This is a genomic window from Arthrobacter sp. BF1 (assembly GCF_056680215.1).
The window spans coordinates 3,679,512-3,697,435 of sequence record NZ_CM155271.1 but is presented as its reverse complement, the minus strand read 5'-3'; the positions used below and the strand labels follow the sequence as shown (position 1 = coordinate 3,697,435).

Sequence of the window (17,924 nt, the reverse complement as noted above, 5' to 3'; positions counted from 1 at the left end):
GCTTCAGAGGTTCAGCGTATTTCAGGCATGCCCTTCAACCCTGTTGTGCTGGCGTAGCTCCAAATCGCGTGGTCGAGTTCTTTCTCGTCTACGCCAAGCTTCTTGGCAGCCGTTTTAACTCGGGTTCCAGCAAATTCAGAACTAACTCGCCGCCCGACGGCACGCCCGACGAATTCAGTGATCCATGTGTCTGCCTTCACGCCGTCATGGCTCAGAAGCATGGTGAAGTATTCCCACGTAACAGGGCCCAGACCTGATACACCTGTGTACCGAGTCCTGTGATCAGGGTCGCCGGGCCTAAGGTGGGCACGCTCGGTGACCCCGATGGCCGCGAAGCGGTTCGCCGCCTCCACGACGGCGAAAGCCTTAGTCTTCCCGGCATGCACCTTCTGGCGATTCAGTATTTTTTCAAGTGAAACTGGGTCTTGATCCGCAAGATGACGCATCCGCCCTGAAGCGGTGACGTGCTCCGAGTGCTTCTCATATCGCAGGACCGCCCCGAGTGCTCCTGTCCACGAACCGTTGCGTTCTCGGCCGTATCGGAACCGGATGGACATGACCGCATCGACCAAGGCCAAGTCCATGCGATCGTAACCGCCGGGCCACTTCTTCCACGGCGTCGGGATGGCCGCGATGGCAGTGAGAACCCGGTCGAGGTCAGAGGCGGGCGCAGTCACAGGTAGCTCTTGACGCTCGCGCGCAGGGCTTCAGTGTGCTCGTAGATCTCCTCCAACGAACTGATGGGAACGCGCGTCTCTTCCCTGTTGTCGTCGAAAATGCCGATGTACTTCTGGGTGCGGTTGAAATGCAGGCGCGCGATCGGTTTGCGGTTGTTGTCGTCCAAGAGAACCGCGAAATACGATTTGGCATCCCTCTGCGCCACGCGGGCCGGCTTCACTTCGCTGCAGACGATGGCCCGGACGATCTGGTAGCCCTCGATCTCCTCCAGCGTCGTTTCCAACCCGTCAGCTTCGGCCAGATCAGCTTCGGCCACAGGTGCGCTGGTGACGCTGGCCGCTATCGCTGCATCGTCATTTTGCGGGAAGCCGGGCGCGCCCAGAGCCTTCTTCAAACGCTCGTTCACCTGGTCGTTAAGGAACTGCTTGGACGCCTTGGCCACAAGAGCAGTGAACTGTTCCCGTACCTTTTGTGTGTAGGCGCCTGAATATACGCGACCTGTCAGGAACTTAACCCACTCATCCTCGGGCTCCTTGAATTGCGACGCAAGCGTCCTTTTGAGTTCCCCGATGTATTTCAATTCTCCCGCCGCGCTGATAATCGAGTCCAGGTCGAAGACGTCCTTCGACAGCTTCTGCAGCTCCGGAATGAGGGACTCGTCGATATCGTTCAAATCGAGGACGAGGAACGGTTTCGCGTCCATGCGGTTCGGTGCATCGAGGTCCGTGAAGAACTGATAAACCTCACCGTTGGTGAGGATAGCGATACGGGCGCTAGTAACTGCAAAGTACCGAAAAAGTTGGGAAGCATGCTCAATCTTCACCGGCTCCGTAGACTTCTTGCACTCGATCAGGATCTGCACCTCGCCCTCCTTGACGATGGCGTAGTCGATCTTCTCACCTTTCTTAAGCCCTACATCAGCGATGAACTCCGGTACAACCTCCATGGGGTTGAAAACGTCGTAGCCAAGAATTGTCGAAATGAAGGGCATGACAAAGGCATTCTTTGTTGCTTCTTCGGTTTGGATGACATCTCGCTGTTGACGCACCTTTGCTGCCAACGCGGAAAGCTTTTCTGCAAATTCCATTTGTCCCCCTTGAAATTGATGATGGTGCCTACCGTAGCGCAGCCCTAAGACAAATTGATGGAGTGGGCAGACCCGGATACGTGTTCGTGATCGTTGCGTCCCTCAGGCGCTGATGGTTGGGCATGACGCATCCTCTGGTCGATCCTCCATTTGGGGGTGTCTGATGGACACTGCCACGGCATCCTCGCGCTGCGTAGCGTGGTGGTTGTGGATAGAAAAGAAGACATTCGGGAGTTCCTGATCTCTCGTCGTGCGAAGATCAGTCCGGAGCAGGCCGGGATCCCCAACTACGGGGAGCTGCGGCGTGTGCCGGGCCTGCGCCGTGAGGAAGTAGCGCAGATCGCCGGGGTGAGCACCGACTACTACACGCGGCTGGAACGCGGCAGCATCCGCGGTGTCTCGGACTCAGTGCTCGAGGCTGTGGCCTCCGCACTTCAGCTGGACGAGGCCGAGCGCGCACACCTGATGGACCTGGCGCGGGCGGCCAACACGCCGTCGCGCCGTACACCCCGCCGCCCGACGCAGCAGCGGGTCCGTCCCGGCGTGCTGCGTCTGCTGGACGGCATGACCGGCGTGGCCGCCATAGTGCAGAACGGCCGGGGCGACGTGCTCGCTGCCAACCTGCTGGGCCGGGCACTGTATGCCGAGGTATTTAACTCATCCGTGTCGTTGGGAGCGGACGTTCCGGGGCGGCTGCCGAACCAGGCCCGCTACCTTTTCCTCGACCCGCGGGCAGCCGATCTCTACCCTGACTGGAACGCAATCGCAGCCACCACGGTCGCGATGCTTCGACTGGAGTCCGGCCGGAACCCCCACGACCGGGCATTGAACGAGCTGGTCGGGGAGCTGACCACGGGCAGCAGTCTGTTTGCCGCGCTCTGGGCCGGGCACGACGTGCGGATCCACACCACCGGAACCAAACGCTTCCACCACCCGGTGGCCGGGGAACTGTCCCTGCAATTCGAGACACTGCACCTCCCTGGCGACGAAGGACAGACCCTGTTCACCTTCACCGCGGAGCCAGGCTCCTCCTCCGAAAACGCGCTGGCATTCCTTGCCAGCTGGGCCGCATCACCGCCCGAAACAACCACCGCCGGCGATCCTGCCGGCGGATCCACCGCCCCCGTGCGCTCCCACGCGCGGCCGGAATCACGCAACCCAGGAAAGACAGAACCAACCCATGACTGAGCAGAACACGAATGCTAACAACGAAAACACGGCCGGAAAGAAGGTCTGGTTTATCACCGGCGCAGGCCGCGGCCTGGGCACAGACATCGCCAAGGCGGCCCTGGCCGCCGGGCACGCCGTCGTCGCCACCGGCCGCAACCCGGACAAAGTCACCCAGGCCGTCGGCGAGAGCGAGAACCTGCTGGCCGTGAAGCTCGACGTCACCGATCCCGCCGACGCAGCCGCTGCCATCCGGGCGGCCGTGGACCGGTTCGGCCGGATCGACGTCCTCGTGAACAACGCCGGCAATTTCTATGCCGGCTTCTTCGAGGAAATCACGCCGGACGACTTCCGGGCACAGATCGAAACCACCATGTTCGGGCCCATGAACGTCGCCCGCGCGGCCCTGCCGGTCCTGCGGGCCCAGCGCTCCGGCCTGGTGGTGACCATTTCCTCCACCGCCGGCCTCGTGGGCGGGGAATTCCTGTCCGCCTACGCCGCGTCGAAGTTCGGTGTGGAGGGCTGGGCCGAGTCGCTGGCCCAGGAGGTGGCCCCGTTCGGCATCCGCAGCATGATCGTGGAGCCGGGGTTCTTCCGCACAGAGCTGCTCACCCCGGAGTCCACCAGGTACGCCGCATCCACCATCCAGGACTACGCCCAGCGCACGGAACAGACGGTCAAGGCCTGGCAAAGCATGGACGGCGAGCAGGGCGGCGACCCCGCCAAGCTCGCCAAGGCACTGATCCAGCTGGCCGACTTGGACGAGCCGCCGCTGCGGTTTGCCGCCGGAGCCGACGCCGTCGGCACCTTCGAGGAAAGGGCCAAAGCGCTCCAGGACCAGGCCAATGCCCACCGAGAGCTCTCCAGCAACCTCGCCCACGACGACAACTGACAAACGCAAACGGCCGACGGCGGGAGGTCCCGCCGTCGGCCGCTCACCACGTTCACCACGTTCCCTCCGAAGAGGTGGCGGGTCAGCTGCTGAGGTTCCAGTGGACCCGGATTGCCTCGGCAATGGGGCCGGCGGCGACGTCGACCCGAAAGGCGACGGGCGCGGTCCCGGTCTCTTCGATGACAGAGTCGCGGTAGACGCGGCCGCAGGAGGGACACAGGGTGTAGAGGTCCTCATCGGCAGGCCATTTCGCCAGCTCCGCGGGTGCCGGAGTGCCCTCGCCGAGGTGGACGGGGACGCCTTCTGAGTTGGCCTGGATCAATCCGTCCTTGCTGACGGTGTTCCCGCATACGCAGGTGATGGTGGTGACATCATGATCGATGACGTCGGCGGTTTCAGTGTCCACGATGACCTCCCCGGTGATGGAAGAGAAGTGCCGTTATTAGCTTATGCCCGCCGGACCTATATAGGCCGGTCCGGCGGGCCTAAACTGGCCTCCCACGGGACACTTGAACTGCCCGCACAGCTGAGCCGGTCCGAGGATGAACTCCGTGTACAAACGGAAGGTCGACCCCGTGGAAACAGACGATAACAAATCGCTCGTGCGGCGCTTCTACGCAGCGATTGACGCCGGGGATATCGATGCGATGGATGATCTGGTGGCTGAAGGCTACCTCGATCACAACCCGCCCTTCCCCGGGCTGCCGGCAGGACGTGAAGGCCTGAAACAGGCCTTCCGCATCTTCTGGACGGCGACGCCGGGCACCCATGCGATCGATGACCAGGTCGCGGAAGGGGACAAAGTGGTCACCAGGCTGACGGCCGCCGGCCGCCATGAGGGTGAACTACCCGGACCTCTCCCGCCCACAGGCGCCGAACTGCGGGAGTCCGCGGTGGCAATCCATCGGGTCCAGGACGGAAAGATCGCTGAGCACTGGTCAGCCAGGGACGACCTCGGGCTGATGCAGCAACTTGGCGTGATCCACATGCCCGGAGGTTAGCTGGCGGCCACTGAGACGACGACCTCCCGCCGTTTCCGGAGCGGAAGCGGTGCGGCGCGCACTTGTATAGATGTATACAAGTATGATGAAGCGCGGAGGTCACCACATGGCAGATTCACCGTCCCGGAACACCGGGGCACACCTTGTCTACGCGGAGCTGAAGCGGCAGATCCTGAGCCTTGAGCTGAAGCCCGGGGCGCGCATCTACGAGCCGGCAATGGCTGAGGCGCTGCGGGTCAGCCGGACGCCGCTGCGGGAGGCCATCCGGCGGCTCATTTCGGAGAGCCTGCTCGAACAGCAACCCACCGGCGGTGTCCTGGTGCCGGTCCTGGACGAGGCAGTCATTTCCGAGCTGTACGAGGTGCGCGCGGCGATGGAATCGCTGATGGCGCGGCAGGCGTGCATGAAGGCGACGGCGGCCGACATCGAAGCCCTCAACGGCATTCTTGAGCGCAACGCCGCCATGGTGAAGTTTGCCGATGAAGCCATGAAGCAGGGCATGTCGCTGCACGCAAAGATCGCCGAGATGGCAGGGAATTCGTGGGCCCGGCGGTTCCATGACCAGGTCTCCAGCCAGATGGAGCGGTACCGCCACTTCACCAACAGCACGCAGGAACGGCGGGACCAAGCCCTGGCACAGCACCGGATCCTGGTGGATGCGGTGGCCGCCGGCAACCCTGAAAGAGCCTCTAAGCTAGCCTTTGACCACGTCATGGGAGCCCGGGACGCGGCGCTGCGTGCCATCACGGGCAACAGCCTCGTCGTCACATGATCGGTGAACTCGGACGCCGCTCGGCCACAGCCCTCCTCACTCATTCCGCCCTGATCCAGGCCGTCACCTTCCTGGTCCGGCCGGCCGCCACCTACCGGGCGCTCGAACTGGACGTTCCCGGATTCGCGCTGGGTCTCCTCGCCGCCAGTTACGCCGTCTTTCCCCTGTTGCTCGCCGTCCCCACGGGCGGACTGGTGGACCGCCTGGGTGAGCGCCGGCTGATGGCGATCGGATCCGCCGTCGTTCTTGCCTGCTCTGCCTTCCTGCTGCTGTGGGGATCGTCGATCGTCACCCTGGTCATCGGCACCGCCCTCCTCGGCGCCGGCCAACTTGCCTGCGTGGTGGGGCAGCAGGCCGTGGTGGCCAACAACGCTGCCGCATCCAGAATGGACTCCGCCTTCGGCTACCTCACCTTCGCTGCATCGCTGGGGCAGGCCCTGGGGCCGTTGGCGATTTCCGTGGTGGGCGGTGCCACCGTCCGCCCCGACACCCAGGCGATCTTCTTCCTCTCTGTGTGCATGAGCCTGGTGCTTTTTGTGACTACCTTCGGCGTCTCGGCCAACGTCAGCGGCGGCAAAAGGAAAGCTGTTGTGGGTGATGGTGTTGGTGGCGGCAAAGGCAGTGTTGTTGCGCTGCTGAAGACACCCGGCGTGGCCCGGGCTTTGGCCACCAGCGCCACCGTCCTGGCCGTGGTGGACCTGACCATGGTCTACCTCCCCGCGCTCGGCGCCGAGCGCGGGCTCACGGCGGCAACGGTGGGCCTGATGCTCACCACCCGGGCCGTGTTCTCCATGGTTTCCCGGCTCGGGTTGGGGCAGATGTCCCGGAAGCTGGGACGCATGCGGCTGATGGTGTTCAGCCTGGCGCTGTCCACGGTGGCCCTTTGCGCGGCCGCAGTTCCCATGCCGGCATGGCTGCTGTTTGTAGTCATGGCTGTCCTCGGTCTGGGCCTCGGCATCGGCCAGCCCCTCACCATGTCCTGGCTTTCAGCCCAGGCCCCGGCGGGCCAGCGCGGCCGGGCTCTGGCCCTGCGGCTGGCCGGCAACAGGGTGGGCCAGGTGGTGCTGCCCAGCGCCATCGGCGTTGTGGCGGCGGGGCTTGGCACAGGAGGAGTTTTCCTGGCGTCAGCAGTTGTGGTGGGCGGGACGCTCCTGCTGCTCCGCGGTGTGCGGCTGGACGATTAGACCCTCACCCCAGCAGGCCGGTCGGCGGTGTAGGGCGGCGCAGGTAGGGGAGCGGCACCAAACGGAAACGGACGGCGGCGGGAGCTCCTGCCGTCGACCGCTCTGCATGCCGTCGCAACGCCCGCCGTCATGTCTTCCCGGAAGGCCGCCCGTCTGCTCCCGCGGACCTGAACTATATTCGGAGGGACAGGACCGGATTGCATCGCAGGAACAGGGGAGGCGGATCTCCGGATGGCGGGAATGCCACCAGCGACGTTGGAAGTGAGTGGCGCCGTGGTCCGGTGCCTCGTCCGTGAGCAGCGGCCCGACCTTGCGGATCGTCCTTTGGCGCGGGTGGCGAATGGCTGGGACAACGCGACCTTCCGGCTCGGCGACGACCTGGCCGTCCGGTTGCCGCGCAGAGCTGAGGCCGTTCCGCTGATACTGCATGAGCAGGCCTACCTTCCCGGCATAGCCCGCCGTTCCCCGGTGGCGGTTCCCGTCCCGGTCCATGCCGGCCGGCCGACGCCGGACTTTCCCTGGCCGTGGAGCATCGTGCGGTGGGTGCCCGGAACTGCCGCGGCCGACGTCGGCCCGGCAGGCCGCGGGCAGGCCGCTGAAAGCCTGGCCGGTTTCCTCCTTTCCCTCCACGTGCGTGCCCAAACCGGCGTTCCGGTGAACCTTTTCCGTGGCGTGCCGCTGACGGACCGCAACTTTGCGGTGGTGGAACGGCTGGGGGACCGGGAGCGCTACCCGCAGGCGGAAGCCTTGCGAGCGCTGTGGGCGCAGGCCTGTGCCGCCACAGCCTGGGATGGTCCGCCGCTGATGCTCCACGGGGACCTTCACCCGGGCAATATCCTGCTGGCCGACGACGGCGGCCTGGCCGGGGTCATCGATTTCGGCGATGTGGGGGCAGGGGACCCGGCGGTCGATCTTGCGGTGGGGTGGCTGATGTTCGACGCCGGCGCCCGCCACCGCTTCATGGACGCCTTTGGCCCCGCAGTAGACCGGGACACGTGGGCGAGGGCCCGGGGCTGGGCTCTCAACCTGTGCACGGCCATGCTGAGCAACTCCGACGATAATCCGCGGATGTTCGCCGTGGGCGAGTTCGGGATCAGGCAGGTCCTGGAAGGCTGACTTGGAAGTGCCGCATCAGTCCGGTTTGCAGGGTGCCGGGACATCCACGCTCCTGAACAGCGGGCTCACTGCGGCTGAAGCTCTCATCGTCGCCGAACCAGCCCCCATCCTGTACGCCACCACGTCACAGAAACGCACCCCCCGCTGTCAGGCCCGCCGTCAGCGCCCGGTCAACAGCTGGCGCGGCGTAAGAACGTACCCCTCAACGGCGTCGGCAGCCTGCCGGAATAGCCCTCCGTCACCCCAGCAGGTCGTCCTGATAGCACCAGCGCCAATCCTCACCCGGCTCGATGCTCCGCATGACCGGGTGCCCGGTCGCTTCGAAGTGCCTGGACGCGTGGGTGCCGGGGGAGGAGTCACAGCACCCCACTTTGCCGCACCGCAGGCACATCCTCAGGTGCACCGTCGTCGTGCCTTCCCGGCGGCAGTCCGCGCAGTAGGCGTCGTGGGGGGCCTCCCGGGACCGGGCTGACTCGAGGTGGCTGCACACCCCGCCCGGCCTCGCGATACCCTCGCCGCCGCCCTCGCCGGTGGTGTCCACTTCATCGAGCGACACGTCGAGCATGGATTCCTCAACGTCCAGACGCTCCAGAACCTCGCTGAGAACCTCCTGCGCATACGCGCCGCCGCGCCGCAGCTCCAGCACCTTGGCCCGTTCCGCTTCCAGCATGGCCAGCCTCAGCCGGGCATAGCGCTCGCTGGGCGTCGCCGACTCCGCTGACGGCCGGCCCAGCCGTTCCCAGGCGGCCAACCCGCGCTCCTGCGTGCGCCGTTTCAGCATGGCCACAACCTCCGGCGGATCGTCGTCCGTGCGCAGTTCCTGGAGGCGGGCTATGCCGGCTGCTGTGGACTGCTGCATCAGCGAAGCCTGGTTCAGTGCGTCCTCGCGCTGGTCCGGGCCCGGAATCCGCAGGACGCGGACGAGGGCAGGAAGGGTGAAGCCCTGCAGCGTCAGCGTGCCGCCCACCACCACAAGGGCGGCCAGGATCAGCACGGAACGGTGTTCCAGGTCCGCTGGCAGGACCAGCACCGCGGCCAGGGTGACCACTCCCCGCATGCCTGCCCAGGAGACAATCGCCGGGAACTGCCACTGCGGCGCCGGATCATTCCGCCGCACGGCCGGAATGAGCCGGGGCAGGTACGTCGCCGGGAACACCCACACCGGCCGGAGCACCAGCACTGCCAGCAGGATGATGGCGCAGCCGGCCCAGATCCTGCCGGCGCCCAGGGAGTCGTCCTGGACACCCTCGATGATGGACCGCACCTGGAGCCCGATCAGAAGGAACACGGAGTTCTCCAACAGGAACTGCACCGTGTTCCAGTTGCTGCGCTGGCTCAGGCGGGCGGCGCCGTTGGGCATGGACGGCGCCTTCGTGCCCATCACCAGTCCGGTAACGACGACGGCGAGGACGCCTGAGGCGTGGATCGCTTCCGCCGGGAGGTACGCAACGAGCGGCGCGATCAGTGACGTGGACGTATTGATGGCGACGTTTCGGATCCGCTTGCGGAGCGCGGTCAGCACGTAAGCGGCGGCCAGGCCCACCACCACCCCGCCCCCGGCGGCAAGCAGGAAGTCTCCGGCGATCCCCACCGCGGATACGGAACCGGAGATGGCTGCGATGGCGGCGCGGAGGCAGATTAGTGCGGTGGCATCGTTGACCAGTGATTCACCCTCAAGGATGGTGACGATCCGGCGCGGCATCCCCACCTTTCTCGCGATGGAGGTGGCGGCAACCGCGTCCGGCGGGGCAACGACGGCGCCCAGCGCGAACGCGGCGGCCAGCGGGATCTCGGGGAACAGCCACCAGACCACAAAGCCCACGGTGATGGTGCCGAAGATGACGTATCCCACCGAAAGCAGCCCGATGGCGCGGCGGTTGGAACCGAAATCGAACAGGGAAGTCCGCAGCGCCGCCGCATAAAGCAGGGGCGGCAACAGGCCCACCAGGACCAGTTCCGGATTCAGCTCAATGTTCGGGACGAACGGGAGGAAGGAACCCGCGACGCCCGCCAGCACCAGCACCAGCGGAACCGAAATGTTGAGCTTCCGGCCCAGGGCGCTGCCCGCGCAGACCACCGCGACGAGAACCAGAAGTCCCAGTGCGATTTCCATTGGGCCATTGTCTCAGGCCCGCGGCGTTTGGAACCCGGACGACGGCGGGAGGTCCCGCCGTCGTCCGCTAACCACGGTTCTGGTAGTACCGCACTTCGAACATCTTGGCACCGTGCTCGGAGACCCAGGGGCCGTGTTCCATGCCCGGAGGCCGCACTGCCCAATCGCCTGCGCTGAACGTTCGGTTCTGCCGCTGATCGGTCACGGAACCCTCAATGATGAAGATTTCTTCCCAGAAGTCATGTGTGAGCACACCGATGGGCGAAGTGTCCGTTGCGGCTTCGAATTTCAGGATGCGCGTGACGGCGCCGTTCGCGTCATCGCGTGCCAAGACCGCTTCCGAGAGTCCGTCGATCGGTGGGCTGCAAGGCGCGAACTCAACGGATGAAGTGGCGGTAAATTCGATCTCTGGCTTTGCCATGGCTTCCTTCCCAATTGAATGCGCCTGATTCAACTGATTCTAGGAGGCAGCCGTCTGGGCCTCCAGCCTGCTCACGTCGTCGGTCAGGACTGTCAGCTCGACGCTCGCCGGCCGTTCGACGGTGCTTCGGATGGGTACGGCCCTGCCGCTCTGGGCTGATTCGAGCACTGACTCCATCACCTCAAGGGCATGGTAGGCCAAGGCGCCACCCGCCCGGGGCTCTTCGCCCTGCGCTGTGGAGGCGAGGTCGGCAATGCCGAAGCCGCGACCCGAGTCGACGTACCCGGCGGATACCGGAAGAGTGTCCCAGCTGTCTGCGCCGAGGGAAAACAGCTGGACCTCACCGTCAAAGTGGTTGGGGTCCGGAACCACAAGGGATCCCGTGGAACCGTGAATCTCGATGTTCGGCGACTTGGACTTCACAGCGTCGAAGCTCATGAAAAGAGTGGACAGTGCGCCGGAGGCGTGAACCAGGACGCCGGTGACGTGGGAGTCGATGTCCACCGGGACCGTTTCGCCCTGGCGGGGCCCGGAGCCGATGGTCCGTTCGTTGCGCGTGTGGCTCGCGGCGCCCATCACGGAGACGACGGGGCCCAGCAGGGTCACGAGGGCAGTCACGTAGTAGGGGCCCATGTCGAGGAGCGGGCCGCCGCCGGGCTGGTAGTAGAAGTCCGGGTTCGGGTGCCAGCGCTCGTGCCCGGGCGTCACCATCGTGGCGGAGGCGGAGATGGGTGCACCGATCAGTCCGTCGTCGATCGCTTTGCGCGCGGTCTGGATACCGGTGCCCAGCACAGTATCGGGGGCGCAGCCGACGGCGACGCCAGCCTCGCGCGCCGCGTCCAGGACCTGGCGCGCCTCCGCAGTCGTGGCAGCAAGAGGCTTCTCGCCGTACACGCTTTTGCCCGCGGCGATCGCCTTGAGCGCCACCTCGGCGTGCGCCGCCGGGATGGTCAGGTTCAGGACCAGTTCGACGTCGTCCGCTGCCAGGAGTTCGTCAACGGAAACAGCACGCGCGCCCTCGTAGCCGTCCGCCACCGCCTGGGCACGCGCCGGATCCAGGTCCGCTACGGCCACGAGTTCGATGTCGTTGAGTTTCCGGAAATTGGTGAGGTACTGGGCGATGATGGCGCCGCAGCCGACGATTCCTACTTTTAACGGCTTGCCCACAGCAGGCCCCTTTCGATGATGGTGCGGACGTTGGTGTCCTGGAGTATTTCGACGCGGTGGCCGGGGGTGGCCACGAAGATCCGGCCTTGGCCCCATTGCCGGGTCCAGATGGCCGGGGAGGTGACTTCGCGGTTCCACGGGTCCCACTCGCGGACTTTCTGGGTGGTGGTGGCGAGGACGTCGATGTAGTCGTCTGAGAGGACCCAGTACTGCTCGGTGACCAGGTCGAAGTCGTTGATGCCCTGGGTGATGGGGTGCTCCGCCGCCGCAGGGAGCATGGTGACGGTATAGGGCACGTAGTTATCCGACTGCTCGCCGATGCGCTCGTCCGGGTGCTTGCCGGGGTGGCAGGCGAACTGGCCGCCGATCAGGTGCAGGTAGTCCGAGTTGTTCCGGTAGGAATCGGCGATCCCGCCGTGCCAGCCGGCCAGGCCCGTGCCGTTTTCGACGGCGGTGCGCAGCCCGGCGAACTCGTCCTTTTCGATGGTGGTCATGGTCATGCACTGCATGATCAGGTCCACGCCTGCCATGTATTCGGCGTCGGCGTAAACCTTGGGGGATTCCTCGACGCGCACGTCATAGCCGTTGTCTTTGAGGTAGGGGATGAAGAGCTCGGTGGCCTCATGCGGCTGGTGTCCGTCCCAGCCGCCCCGGACTACCAGGGCGTTCTTGCGTTCGGTCATTTGTGGGTTCCTTTGGTTGGCTATCGGCCCGGTCAGGGCCGGAAAAGTGGTTAGCGGCTGGCGAAGGCCGCGTCGAAAGCGGCAGCGGGCGGGGCGATCCGGGCCAGCTGCTGCACCATGGCCAGCGCCTGCGGGGCGCCGATGAGGCGGTCCATGCCGGCGTCCTCCCATTCGATGCTGGTGGGTCCCTCGTAGCCGATGGCGTTCAGGGTCCGGAAGATCCGGTTCCACTGCACGTCCCCGTGGCCTGCGGTGACGAAGTCCCAGCCGCGCCGGGGATCTGCCCAGGCCAGGTGGGAGCCGAGGCGGCCGTTGCGGCCGTCCAGCTGGCGCACGGATTCCTTCACGTGGACGTGGAGGATGTGTTCTGCGAAGTCCTGCAGGAACATCACCGGGTCCAGGTCCTGCCAGATGAAGTGGGAGGGGTCGAAGTTCAGCCCGAAGCTCTTGCGGTGCCCGATGGCTTCCAGGGTGCGCTTTGCCGTCCAGTAGTCGTAGGCGATTTCGGACGGGTGGACTTCAAGGGCGAAGCGGACGCCCACCTCGTCGAAGACGTCCAGGATCGGGTTCCAGCGGTCGGCGAAATCCTGGTAGCCGGCGTTGATCATTGCCTCCGGGGCGGGCGGGAACATGGCAACGGCCTTCCAGATGGAGGAGCCGGTGAACCCTGTTACGGTCTTCACCCCCAGGCGGGCAGCTGCCCGGGCGGTGTCCTTCATGGACTCCGCGGCGCGGCGCCGCACACCTTCGGGTTCGCCGTCGCCCCAGATCTCGGCAGACAGGATGCCCTGGTGGCGTTCATCGATGGGGTCATCGCACACGGCCTGGCCCGTGAGGTGGTTGGCGATGGCGAAGACCTGCAGGTTGTTCTTCGCCAGGATGTCCAGCCGGCCCTGGAGGTAGCTGTCGTCCTCCGCAGCCCGGCGGGGGTCCAGATGGTCGCCCCAACAGGCGATCTCGAGCCCGTCGAAGCCCCACTCGCCGGCGAGCCTGGCCACCTCCTCAAACGGGAGGTCTGCCCATTGGCCGGTAAAAAGCGTGATTGGTCGTGTCATCAGGGTTCCTTGGTTGTACTGGCTTGGGCCGCGTTGCTCAGACCTTTTGCCACTGGCTGGAATTTGCCGCACTGGACTCCACCGCGGCCAGGACGCGCTGGACCTGCAGGGCGCCGGCAAAGGACGGCTCTGGCTGGCGGCCTTCACCGATCGCGGTGACGAGGTCCACCACCTGGTGGGTGAAGCCGTGCTCGTAGCCAAGGCCGTGGCCGGTGGGCCACCAGTTGCCGGCGTAAGGGTGCTCGGGCTCGGTGACGAAGATCCGCCGGAATCCGGCGTCCGGGGATTCGGCGGCATCGTAGAAGGACAGGACGTTCATTTCCTCGAAGTCGAAGGCGAGGGAGCCCTTGGTTCCGTTGATTTCGAGGCGCATCGCATTCTTCCTGCCCAGCGCATAACGGGTGGCTTCAAAGACGCCGATCGGGCCCGGGGAAGTAGCGCCGCCGTCGAACCTTGCGCTGAAGATCGCCGCGTCGTCCACCGTGACGCTTCCGCGGGGTGCGTCACTGCTGAGGTCACCGTGGCCGCCCAAGCCGACCAGATCGCCGGCCAGCGGGCGCTCCGGAACGAAAGTCTCCAGCAGCGCCGAGACACCGGTGATGCTCTGCCCCGTAACCCATTGGGCAGCGTCGATGCTGTGCGCCCCGATGTCACCGAGGGACCCGGACCCGGACTTGCTCTTGTCCAGCCGCCAGGTCATGGGGGCGTTCTCATCCGAGAGCCAGTCCTGCAGATATTGGGCGCGGACATGCCGGAGCTCGCCGAGCCTGCCCTGTTCCACGAGGCGTTTGGCCAGCGCCAGGGCGGGAGTGCGGCGGTAGCTGTAGCCGCACATGGAGAGAACGCCCTGCTTGGCTGCCGTCTCCGCCACGAGGGTCATCCGTTCGGCCTCCTCGACGGAATTCGCCAGCGGCTTTTCGCACAGCACGTGCTTGCCGGCTTCGAGGGCGGCAATCGCAATCTCCGCGTGGGTGTTGCCGGGTGTGCAGATGTCGATCAGGTCGATGTCGTCGCGCTCTATCAGGCGCCGCCAGTCTGTCTCCACCGATTCCCAGCCGAGCTTGTCCGCCGCGGCACGCACGCCGTCGGCATTTCGTCCGGCAACCGCGGTGAGCCGGGGCTGCAGCGGCAGGTCAAAGAAGCGTGGGGCCGTGCGCCAGGCGTGGGAGTGGGCGGCCCCCATGAAGGCGTAGCCCACCATGCCCACCCGCAGGGGTTGGGGTTCTGTCATCGGAAGGTCCTTTCTACTTGCTGAAACCGGCAGTCAGGCCGCTGAGCAATTGGCGGCGGGCCACAACGTAAACCACCAGGAGGGGGAGGGTCGCCAGGACCACGGACGCGAGGACAGCGGGGATGTTGACGCTGAACTCGCCCTGGAACGTCCAGAGCGACAGCGGGAGGACCCTGGTTGCGGGGCTTTGGGTCAGGATCAGCGGGAAGAGGAAGCCGTTCCAGACGTGCAGGGCGTTGTAGATGCCCACGGTGATGACGGCCGGCTTGGTCATGGGCAGGGCAAGACGCCACATCATGGCCCAGTCCGAGCAGCCGTCCAGCCGCATGGACTCGAACAGTTCATTGGGGACATCCCGCATGAAATTGGACAGGATGAGGACACTGACCGGGATGGCAAAGGCCACGGACGGCAGGATCAGCGCCAGCAAGGTGTCATACATGTGGGCCTTGGTGATCATCCAGTAAATGGGAATGATGGTGGCGTGCAGCGGGATCGCGAGGCCAAGGAGGAAGAGGTTGTTCGTCAGGCTGAGGAACCGGCTCCTGCCCCGGACGATCGCGTAGGCGGCCATGAAGGACACCAGAAGGGCCGGAAGCACCGTGCCGAGGGTAACGATGAGGCTGTTGGTGAAGTACCGGACGAAGTCGTTCTCCAACACCAGCTTGTAGTTGTCCAGCGTTGGCTCCGTCGCCGGAAGCATCGGGTTGGAGGTAAAGAACCCCGCCTGGTTCTTGAAGCTGGTAATCAGCACGTAGTAGATCGGGATGATGATGACTGCGAGCCAGAGCCAGCCGCCCAGGCCGCCGAGAAGATTGGGGCGCTGCCGGCCGGGTCCCTTGGTGCGGGCTACCGGCTTTGTGGGGATGGTGCCCGCCGTCTGGGCGGGAGGGACGGGCAGTTGTGTTGTGGACGCCATCAGGCACCTTCCAATTGGCTCGCGTTGCGGTTCTGGCCGCCGAGGCGCTGCAGCAGGAGCGCAAGGCCCAGGCCGATGACGACGAGAATGACGCCGAGGGCGCTCGCGGCGCCCATGTCATTGGCTTTGAAGCCCGTCAGGTACATGTGCAGCGGAAGCAGCCGGGTGCTGTATCCGGGTCCGCCGCCGGTGAGCACAAAGATGAGGTCGAAATAGGCCAGGCTGCCCACCACCATGAGTGTGGAGGACGTGATGACGGTGTACTTCAACTGGGGCAGCGTGATGTTCCAGAACTGGCGGAAGCGTCCTGCGCCGTCGATTTCGGCTGCCTCGTAGAGCGACGTGGGGATCTGGCGTACGCCGCCTTGGTAGATCAGGGTGTGGAACGGGACAAACTGCCACGCGATCACGAAGACCACCACGAACAGGACCAAGTCGGAATTCCCGAGCCAGTCCTGGGCCAGGATGGGCAGATTGAACCCGGGGCCCAGGCCGAAGTTGGGGTCGAGCAGGGCCTTGAAAGCGATGGCGACCGCGGCGGATGAGAGCAGCAGCGGCAGGAAATAGAGGACTGCGAGGGCCGCGCGGTATTTCTGTCCGCCGGCCGTGAAGACGCCTAGAAGCAAGCTGATGGGTGCCTGGACAATGAACGAGAAGAACATGATCTTGGCGGTCACCACCAGCGCGTTGCCTGTCACCGGATCCGTCAGGACCGTGGTCCAGCTGGACAGGCCTTCCAGCTTGATCTCGCCCAGTCCGTTCCAGCTCGTGAAACTGAGGAAAACGACGCCGATCAGCGGGATAACTGCAAATGCGAGGAAGAAGATCAGTGCCGGGGCCGCGAGCCACCCCGAGGGGCCCGCATCGCGGACCCCCCGGTGAGAAGAACCAAGAGCCGTCATGGTCTCTTACTTTCCGATCGTGGCGTTCATGGTGCTGGCGAACTGCTCCGGGCTGATCTTCTTCAGGAAAATCTGGTCCAGGTTCGACAGCATGGCGTCGCCCTGGGCCGGGCTGAGGGCCTGGTCCCAGGAGAGCGTGAAGCTGGGAGCATTCTTGGCCATTCCGTAGACGAAGGTCAGGAAGTCCTTGTCCGGGGAGGCTTCGAGCTTGCTTTCAATGCCCTGAACCACAGGGACGGCGCCCGAACTGATCAAAGCGTCAGTGTTCGCGTCGGTGAACATGCCGTCCTTGACGTAGTCCAGGGCCGCCTTCTTCTGGGCATCGGTGGCCTTGGCCGAGATGGACCAGAAGTTGGACGGGTTTCCGACGACGTTGGCCGGGTCCCCCTTGCCGCCGGCAACAGTGGGGAAGGTGGTGAAGCCCAGCTTGCCGCTCTTGACGAAGTCCGCGGCATCCTTCTTCATGCCCTGGTAGATCCAGCCGCCCTGCAGGATCATGGCTGCCTTGCCGGTGTACATCATGGCCTGGTCGGCGTTGCTGTCGGCAGCAATCGAGGAGAAACCGTTGACGAACCCGCCGGCGTCCACCAGCTCCTGGATCTTGGTCAGGGACTGGATCACGGCAGGATCGGACCATGCTCCGGGCTTGTTGGCGGCGATGTTTGCGAAGACCTCAGGGCCGCCGATGCGCTCAACGAGGTACTCGAGCCACATCAGGTCCGGCCACTTGGACTGTCCACCGAGCGAGAAGGGGGCGATTCCGGCTTCCTTGAATTTCGGTACGAGGGCCATCAGCTCGTCCCAGGTCTTCGGGGGCTGGGCGCCCACCCTGTCGAACACCTCTTTGTTGAAGTACAGGACTACCGGCTGGACGTTGTTGTTCGGCAGAGCGTAGGTCTTGCCGCCTATCTCGCCGTTCTTCAGCACTGAGGGCAGGTAACGGTCCTTGACCTTCGGGTTGTCCTTCAGGAAGGTGGAAAGGTCGTCCACCTGGCCGGCATCGACGTATGACTTCAGGACGCCGCCGCCCCAGCCATAGATGAACGTGGGGCCCTGGCCGGCACCGACGGCGGTGCGGACCTTGGTCTTGTAAGCGTCGTTGGCGAAGAAGTCGAGCTTGATCGATTTGTCCGGGTTCGCCTGGTTCCAGTCATCCACAGACTTCTGCAGGACAGGCTGGTTGCCGCCCGTGAGACCCCACATGGCGGCCGAGTCACTGCTCACGTTTGAACCGGCAGGACCTGCAGAACCGCAGGCGGCCAGGCTGATTGCCATTCCTGCGGCGGAAATTGCCAAGGCTGCCGAGCGCAACTTTCGAATTTTCATTTCGCTTCCGTTCATCATCCGGGCTCAACGCTGGGTCCCGGTAACGTGTGAGGTGGGCCTTCGCTGTCGGCTTCGAGGCAGACTGTCCACGTCACTTTGGTCTTGGGTCGCACTGCAATCCTTTCGAAATATTTCGAAAACTTGCGACCGGTGAGGTAAATCTAGCGGTGAGCCGCGTCACAGTCAAGCACTATGTCTTCGTCGCTAATT

18 protein-coding genes are annotated in these 17,924 nt (G+C 64.9%); 6 read left to right on the top strand and 12 right to left on the bottom strand.

The window, feature by feature from the left end; translation table 11 throughout:
• Positions 1-11 precede the first annotated feature (11 nt).
• On the bottom strand, positions 12-677 hold the full coding sequence (locus AC1MCD_RS17415) for a DUF8548 family protein (protein ID WP_498673702.1): 666 nt from the start codon (positions 675-677) through the stop codon (positions 12-14).
• Positions 674-1,765 (bottom strand): type I restriction endonuclease, encoded by a 1,092-nt coding sequence (locus tag AC1MCD_RS17410; protein WP_498673700.1) that lies wholly within the window; start codon positions 1,763-1,765, stop codon positions 674-676. The genes AC1MCD_RS17415 and AC1MCD_RS17410 overlap by 4 nt, the downstream gene beginning before the upstream one ends.
• 207 nt (positions 1,766-1,972) lie before the next feature.
• Here AC1MCD_RS17410 and AC1MCD_RS17405 point away from each other — a divergent pair, with 207 nt between their 5' ends.
• Entirely contained in the window at positions 1,973-2,953 is a 981-nt protein-coding gene (locus tag AC1MCD_RS17405) for a helix-turn-helix transcriptional regulator (RefSeq protein WP_498673697.1), read from the top strand.
• Positions 2,946-3,824 (top strand): SDR family oxidoreductase, encoded by an 879-nt coding sequence (locus tag AC1MCD_RS17400; RefSeq protein ID WP_498673695.1) that lies wholly within the window; start codon positions 2,946-2,948, stop codon positions 3,822-3,824. The genes AC1MCD_RS17405 and AC1MCD_RS17400 overlap by 8 nt, the downstream gene beginning before the upstream one ends.
• Before the next feature lie 82 nt (positions 3,825-3,906).
• Here the strand turns inward: AC1MCD_RS17400 and AC1MCD_RS17395 are convergent, their stop codons facing one another.
• A complete protein-coding gene (locus AC1MCD_RS17395) occupies positions 3,907-4,230 on the bottom strand; it encodes a hypothetical protein (RefSeq protein WP_498673693.1) in 324 nt (107 codons plus the stop codon).
• Positions 4,231-4,399: 169 nt separating this feature from the next.
• On the opposite strand from AC1MCD_RS17395, the gene AC1MCD_RS17390 reads away from it, so the two are divergent.
• The 4 genes from AC1MCD_RS17390 to AC1MCD_RS17375 all read left to right on the top strand — a co-directional run bounded on the left by AC1MCD_RS17390 (position 4,400) and on the right by AC1MCD_RS17375 (position 7,897).
• A complete protein-coding gene (locus tag AC1MCD_RS17390; protein WP_498673691.1) occupies positions 4,400-4,825 on the top strand; it encodes an ester cyclase in 426 nt (141 codons plus the stop codon).
• 106 nt (positions 4,826-4,931) lie between these two features.
• Positions 4,932-5,597 (top strand): GntR family transcriptional regulator, encoded by a 666-nt coding sequence (locus tag AC1MCD_RS17385; protein ID WP_498673689.1) that lies wholly within the window; start codon positions 4,932-4,934, stop codon positions 5,595-5,597.
• Positions 5,594-6,781 (top strand): MFS transporter, encoded by a 1,188-nt coding sequence (locus AC1MCD_RS17380; protein ID WP_498673687.1) that lies wholly within the window; start codon positions 5,594-5,596, stop codon positions 6,779-6,781. Before AC1MCD_RS17385 ends, AC1MCD_RS17380 begins: the two co-directional genes overlap by 4 nt.
• Before the next feature lie 240 nt (positions 6,782-7,021).
• A complete protein-coding gene (locus AC1MCD_RS17375; protein ID WP_498673685.1) occupies positions 7,022-7,897 on the top strand; it encodes an aminoglycoside phosphotransferase family protein in 876 nt (291 codons plus the stop codon).
• A 238-nt stretch (positions 7,898-8,135) separates the two neighbouring features.
• Here AC1MCD_RS17375 and AC1MCD_RS17370 read toward each other — a convergent pair whose 3' ends face one another.
• The 9 genes from AC1MCD_RS17370 to AC1MCD_RS17330 all read right to left on the bottom strand — a co-directional run bounded on the left by AC1MCD_RS17370 (position 8,136) and on the right by AC1MCD_RS17330 (position 17,714).
• On the bottom strand, positions 8,136-10,010 hold the full coding sequence (locus AC1MCD_RS17370; RefSeq protein WP_498673681.1) for a Na+/H+ antiporter: 1,875 nt from the start codon (positions 10,008-10,010) through the stop codon (positions 8,136-8,138).
• Positions 10,011-10,077: 67 nt separating this feature from the next.
• Entirely contained in the window at positions 10,078-10,431 is a 354-nt protein-coding gene (locus AC1MCD_RS17365; RefSeq protein ID WP_498673678.1) for a cupin domain-containing protein, read from the bottom strand.
• A gap of 39 nt (positions 10,432-10,470) precedes the next feature.
• Positions 10,471-11,598 carry a Gfo/Idh/MocA family protein gene (locus AC1MCD_RS17360; protein WP_498673675.1) on the bottom strand — a complete coding sequence of 376 codons (1,128 nt, stop codon included), beginning with the start codon at positions 11,596-11,598 and terminating at the stop codon, positions 10,471-10,473.
• The gene (locus AC1MCD_RS17355; protein WP_498673674.1) at positions 11,583-12,281 is read right to left on the bottom strand and encodes a ThuA domain-containing protein; all 699 of its coding nucleotides are present in this window, start codon (positions 12,279-12,281) and stop codon (positions 11,583-11,585) included. Before AC1MCD_RS17355 ends, AC1MCD_RS17360 begins: the two co-directional genes overlap by 16 nt.
• A 50-nt stretch (positions 12,282-12,331) precedes the next feature.
• Complete coding sequence (locus tag AC1MCD_RS17350) at positions 12,332-13,336, bottom strand: sugar phosphate isomerase/epimerase family protein (RefSeq protein WP_498673671.1); 1,005 nt, start codon at positions 13,334-13,336, stop codon at positions 12,332-12,334.
• A 37-nt stretch (positions 13,337-13,373) separates the two neighbouring features.
• Entirely contained in the window at positions 13,374-14,567 is a 1,194-nt protein-coding gene (locus AC1MCD_RS17345) for a Gfo/Idh/MocA family protein (protein ID WP_498673669.1), read from the bottom strand.
• A gap of 13 nt (positions 14,568-14,580) precedes the next feature.
• A complete protein-coding gene (locus tag AC1MCD_RS17340) occupies positions 14,581-15,486 on the bottom strand; it encodes a carbohydrate ABC transporter permease (RefSeq protein ID WP_498673668.1) in 906 nt (301 codons plus the stop codon).
• Complete coding sequence (locus tag AC1MCD_RS17335; RefSeq protein WP_498673666.1) at positions 15,486-16,388, bottom strand: carbohydrate ABC transporter permease; 903 nt, start codon at positions 16,386-16,388, stop codon at positions 15,486-15,488. Before AC1MCD_RS17335 ends, AC1MCD_RS17340 begins: the two co-directional genes overlap by 1 nt.
• 6 nt (positions 16,389-16,394) lie before the next feature.
• Complete coding sequence (locus AC1MCD_RS17330) at positions 16,395-17,714, bottom strand: extracellular solute-binding protein (protein ID WP_498673663.1); 1,320 nt, start codon at positions 17,712-17,714, stop codon at positions 16,395-16,397.
• Between the last annotated feature and the right edge of the window lie 210 nt (positions 17,715-17,924).

What these genes read in the sequence shown, in the direction of transcription:
- AC1MCD_RS17380 (WP_498673687.1), top strand. Translation starts at nt 5,594, where the DNA reads ATGATCGGTGAACTCGGACGCCGCTCGGCCACAGCCCTCCTCACTCAT.
- AC1MCD_RS17400 (WP_498673695.1), top strand. Translation starts at nt 2,946, where the DNA reads ATGACTGAGCAGAACACGAATGCTAACAACGAAAACACGGCCGGAAAG.
- AC1MCD_RS17330 (WP_498673663.1), bottom strand. Translation starts at nt 17,714, where the DNA reads ATGAAAATTCGAAAGTTGCGCTCGGCAGCCTTGGCAATTTCCGCCGCA.
- AC1MCD_RS17375 (WP_498673685.1), top strand. Translation starts at nt 7,022, where the DNA reads ATGCCACCAGCGACGTTGGAAGTGAGTGGCGCCGTGGTCCGGTGCCTC.
- AC1MCD_RS17340 (WP_498673668.1), bottom strand. Translation starts at nt 15,486, where the DNA reads ATGGCGTCCACAACACAACTGCCCGTCCCTCCCGCCCAGACGGCGGGC.
- AC1MCD_RS17385 (WP_498673689.1), top strand. Translation starts at nt 4,932, where the DNA reads ATGGCAGATTCACCGTCCCGGAACACCGGGGCACACCTTGTCTACGCG.
- AC1MCD_RS17345 (WP_498673669.1), bottom strand. Translation starts at nt 14,567, where the DNA reads ATGACAGAACCCCAACCCCTGCGGGTGGGCATGGTGGGCTACGCCTTC.
- AC1MCD_RS17335 (WP_498673666.1), bottom strand. Translation starts at nt 16,388, where the DNA reads ATGACGGCTCTTGGTTCTTCTCACCGGGGGGTCCGCGATGCGGGCCCC.
- AC1MCD_RS17410 (WP_498673700.1), bottom strand. Translation starts at nt 1,765, where the DNA reads ATGGAATTTGCAGAAAAGCTTTCCGCGTTGGCAGCAAAGGTGCGTCAA.
- AC1MCD_RS17350 (WP_498673671.1), bottom strand. Translation starts at nt 13,336, where the DNA reads ATGACACGACCAATCACGCTTTTTACCGGCCAATGGGCAGACCTCCCG.
- AC1MCD_RS17370 (WP_498673681.1), bottom strand. Translation starts at nt 10,010, where the DNA reads ATGGAAATCGCACTGGGACTTCTGGTTCTCGTCGCGGTGGTCTGCGCG.
- AC1MCD_RS17365 (WP_498673678.1), bottom strand. Translation starts at nt 10,431, where the DNA reads ATGGCAAAGCCAGAGATCGAATTTACCGCCACTTCATCCGTTGAGTTC.
- AC1MCD_RS17355 (WP_498673674.1), bottom strand. Translation starts at nt 12,281, where the DNA reads ATGACCGAACGCAAGAACGCCCTGGTAGTCCGGGGCGGCTGGGACGGA.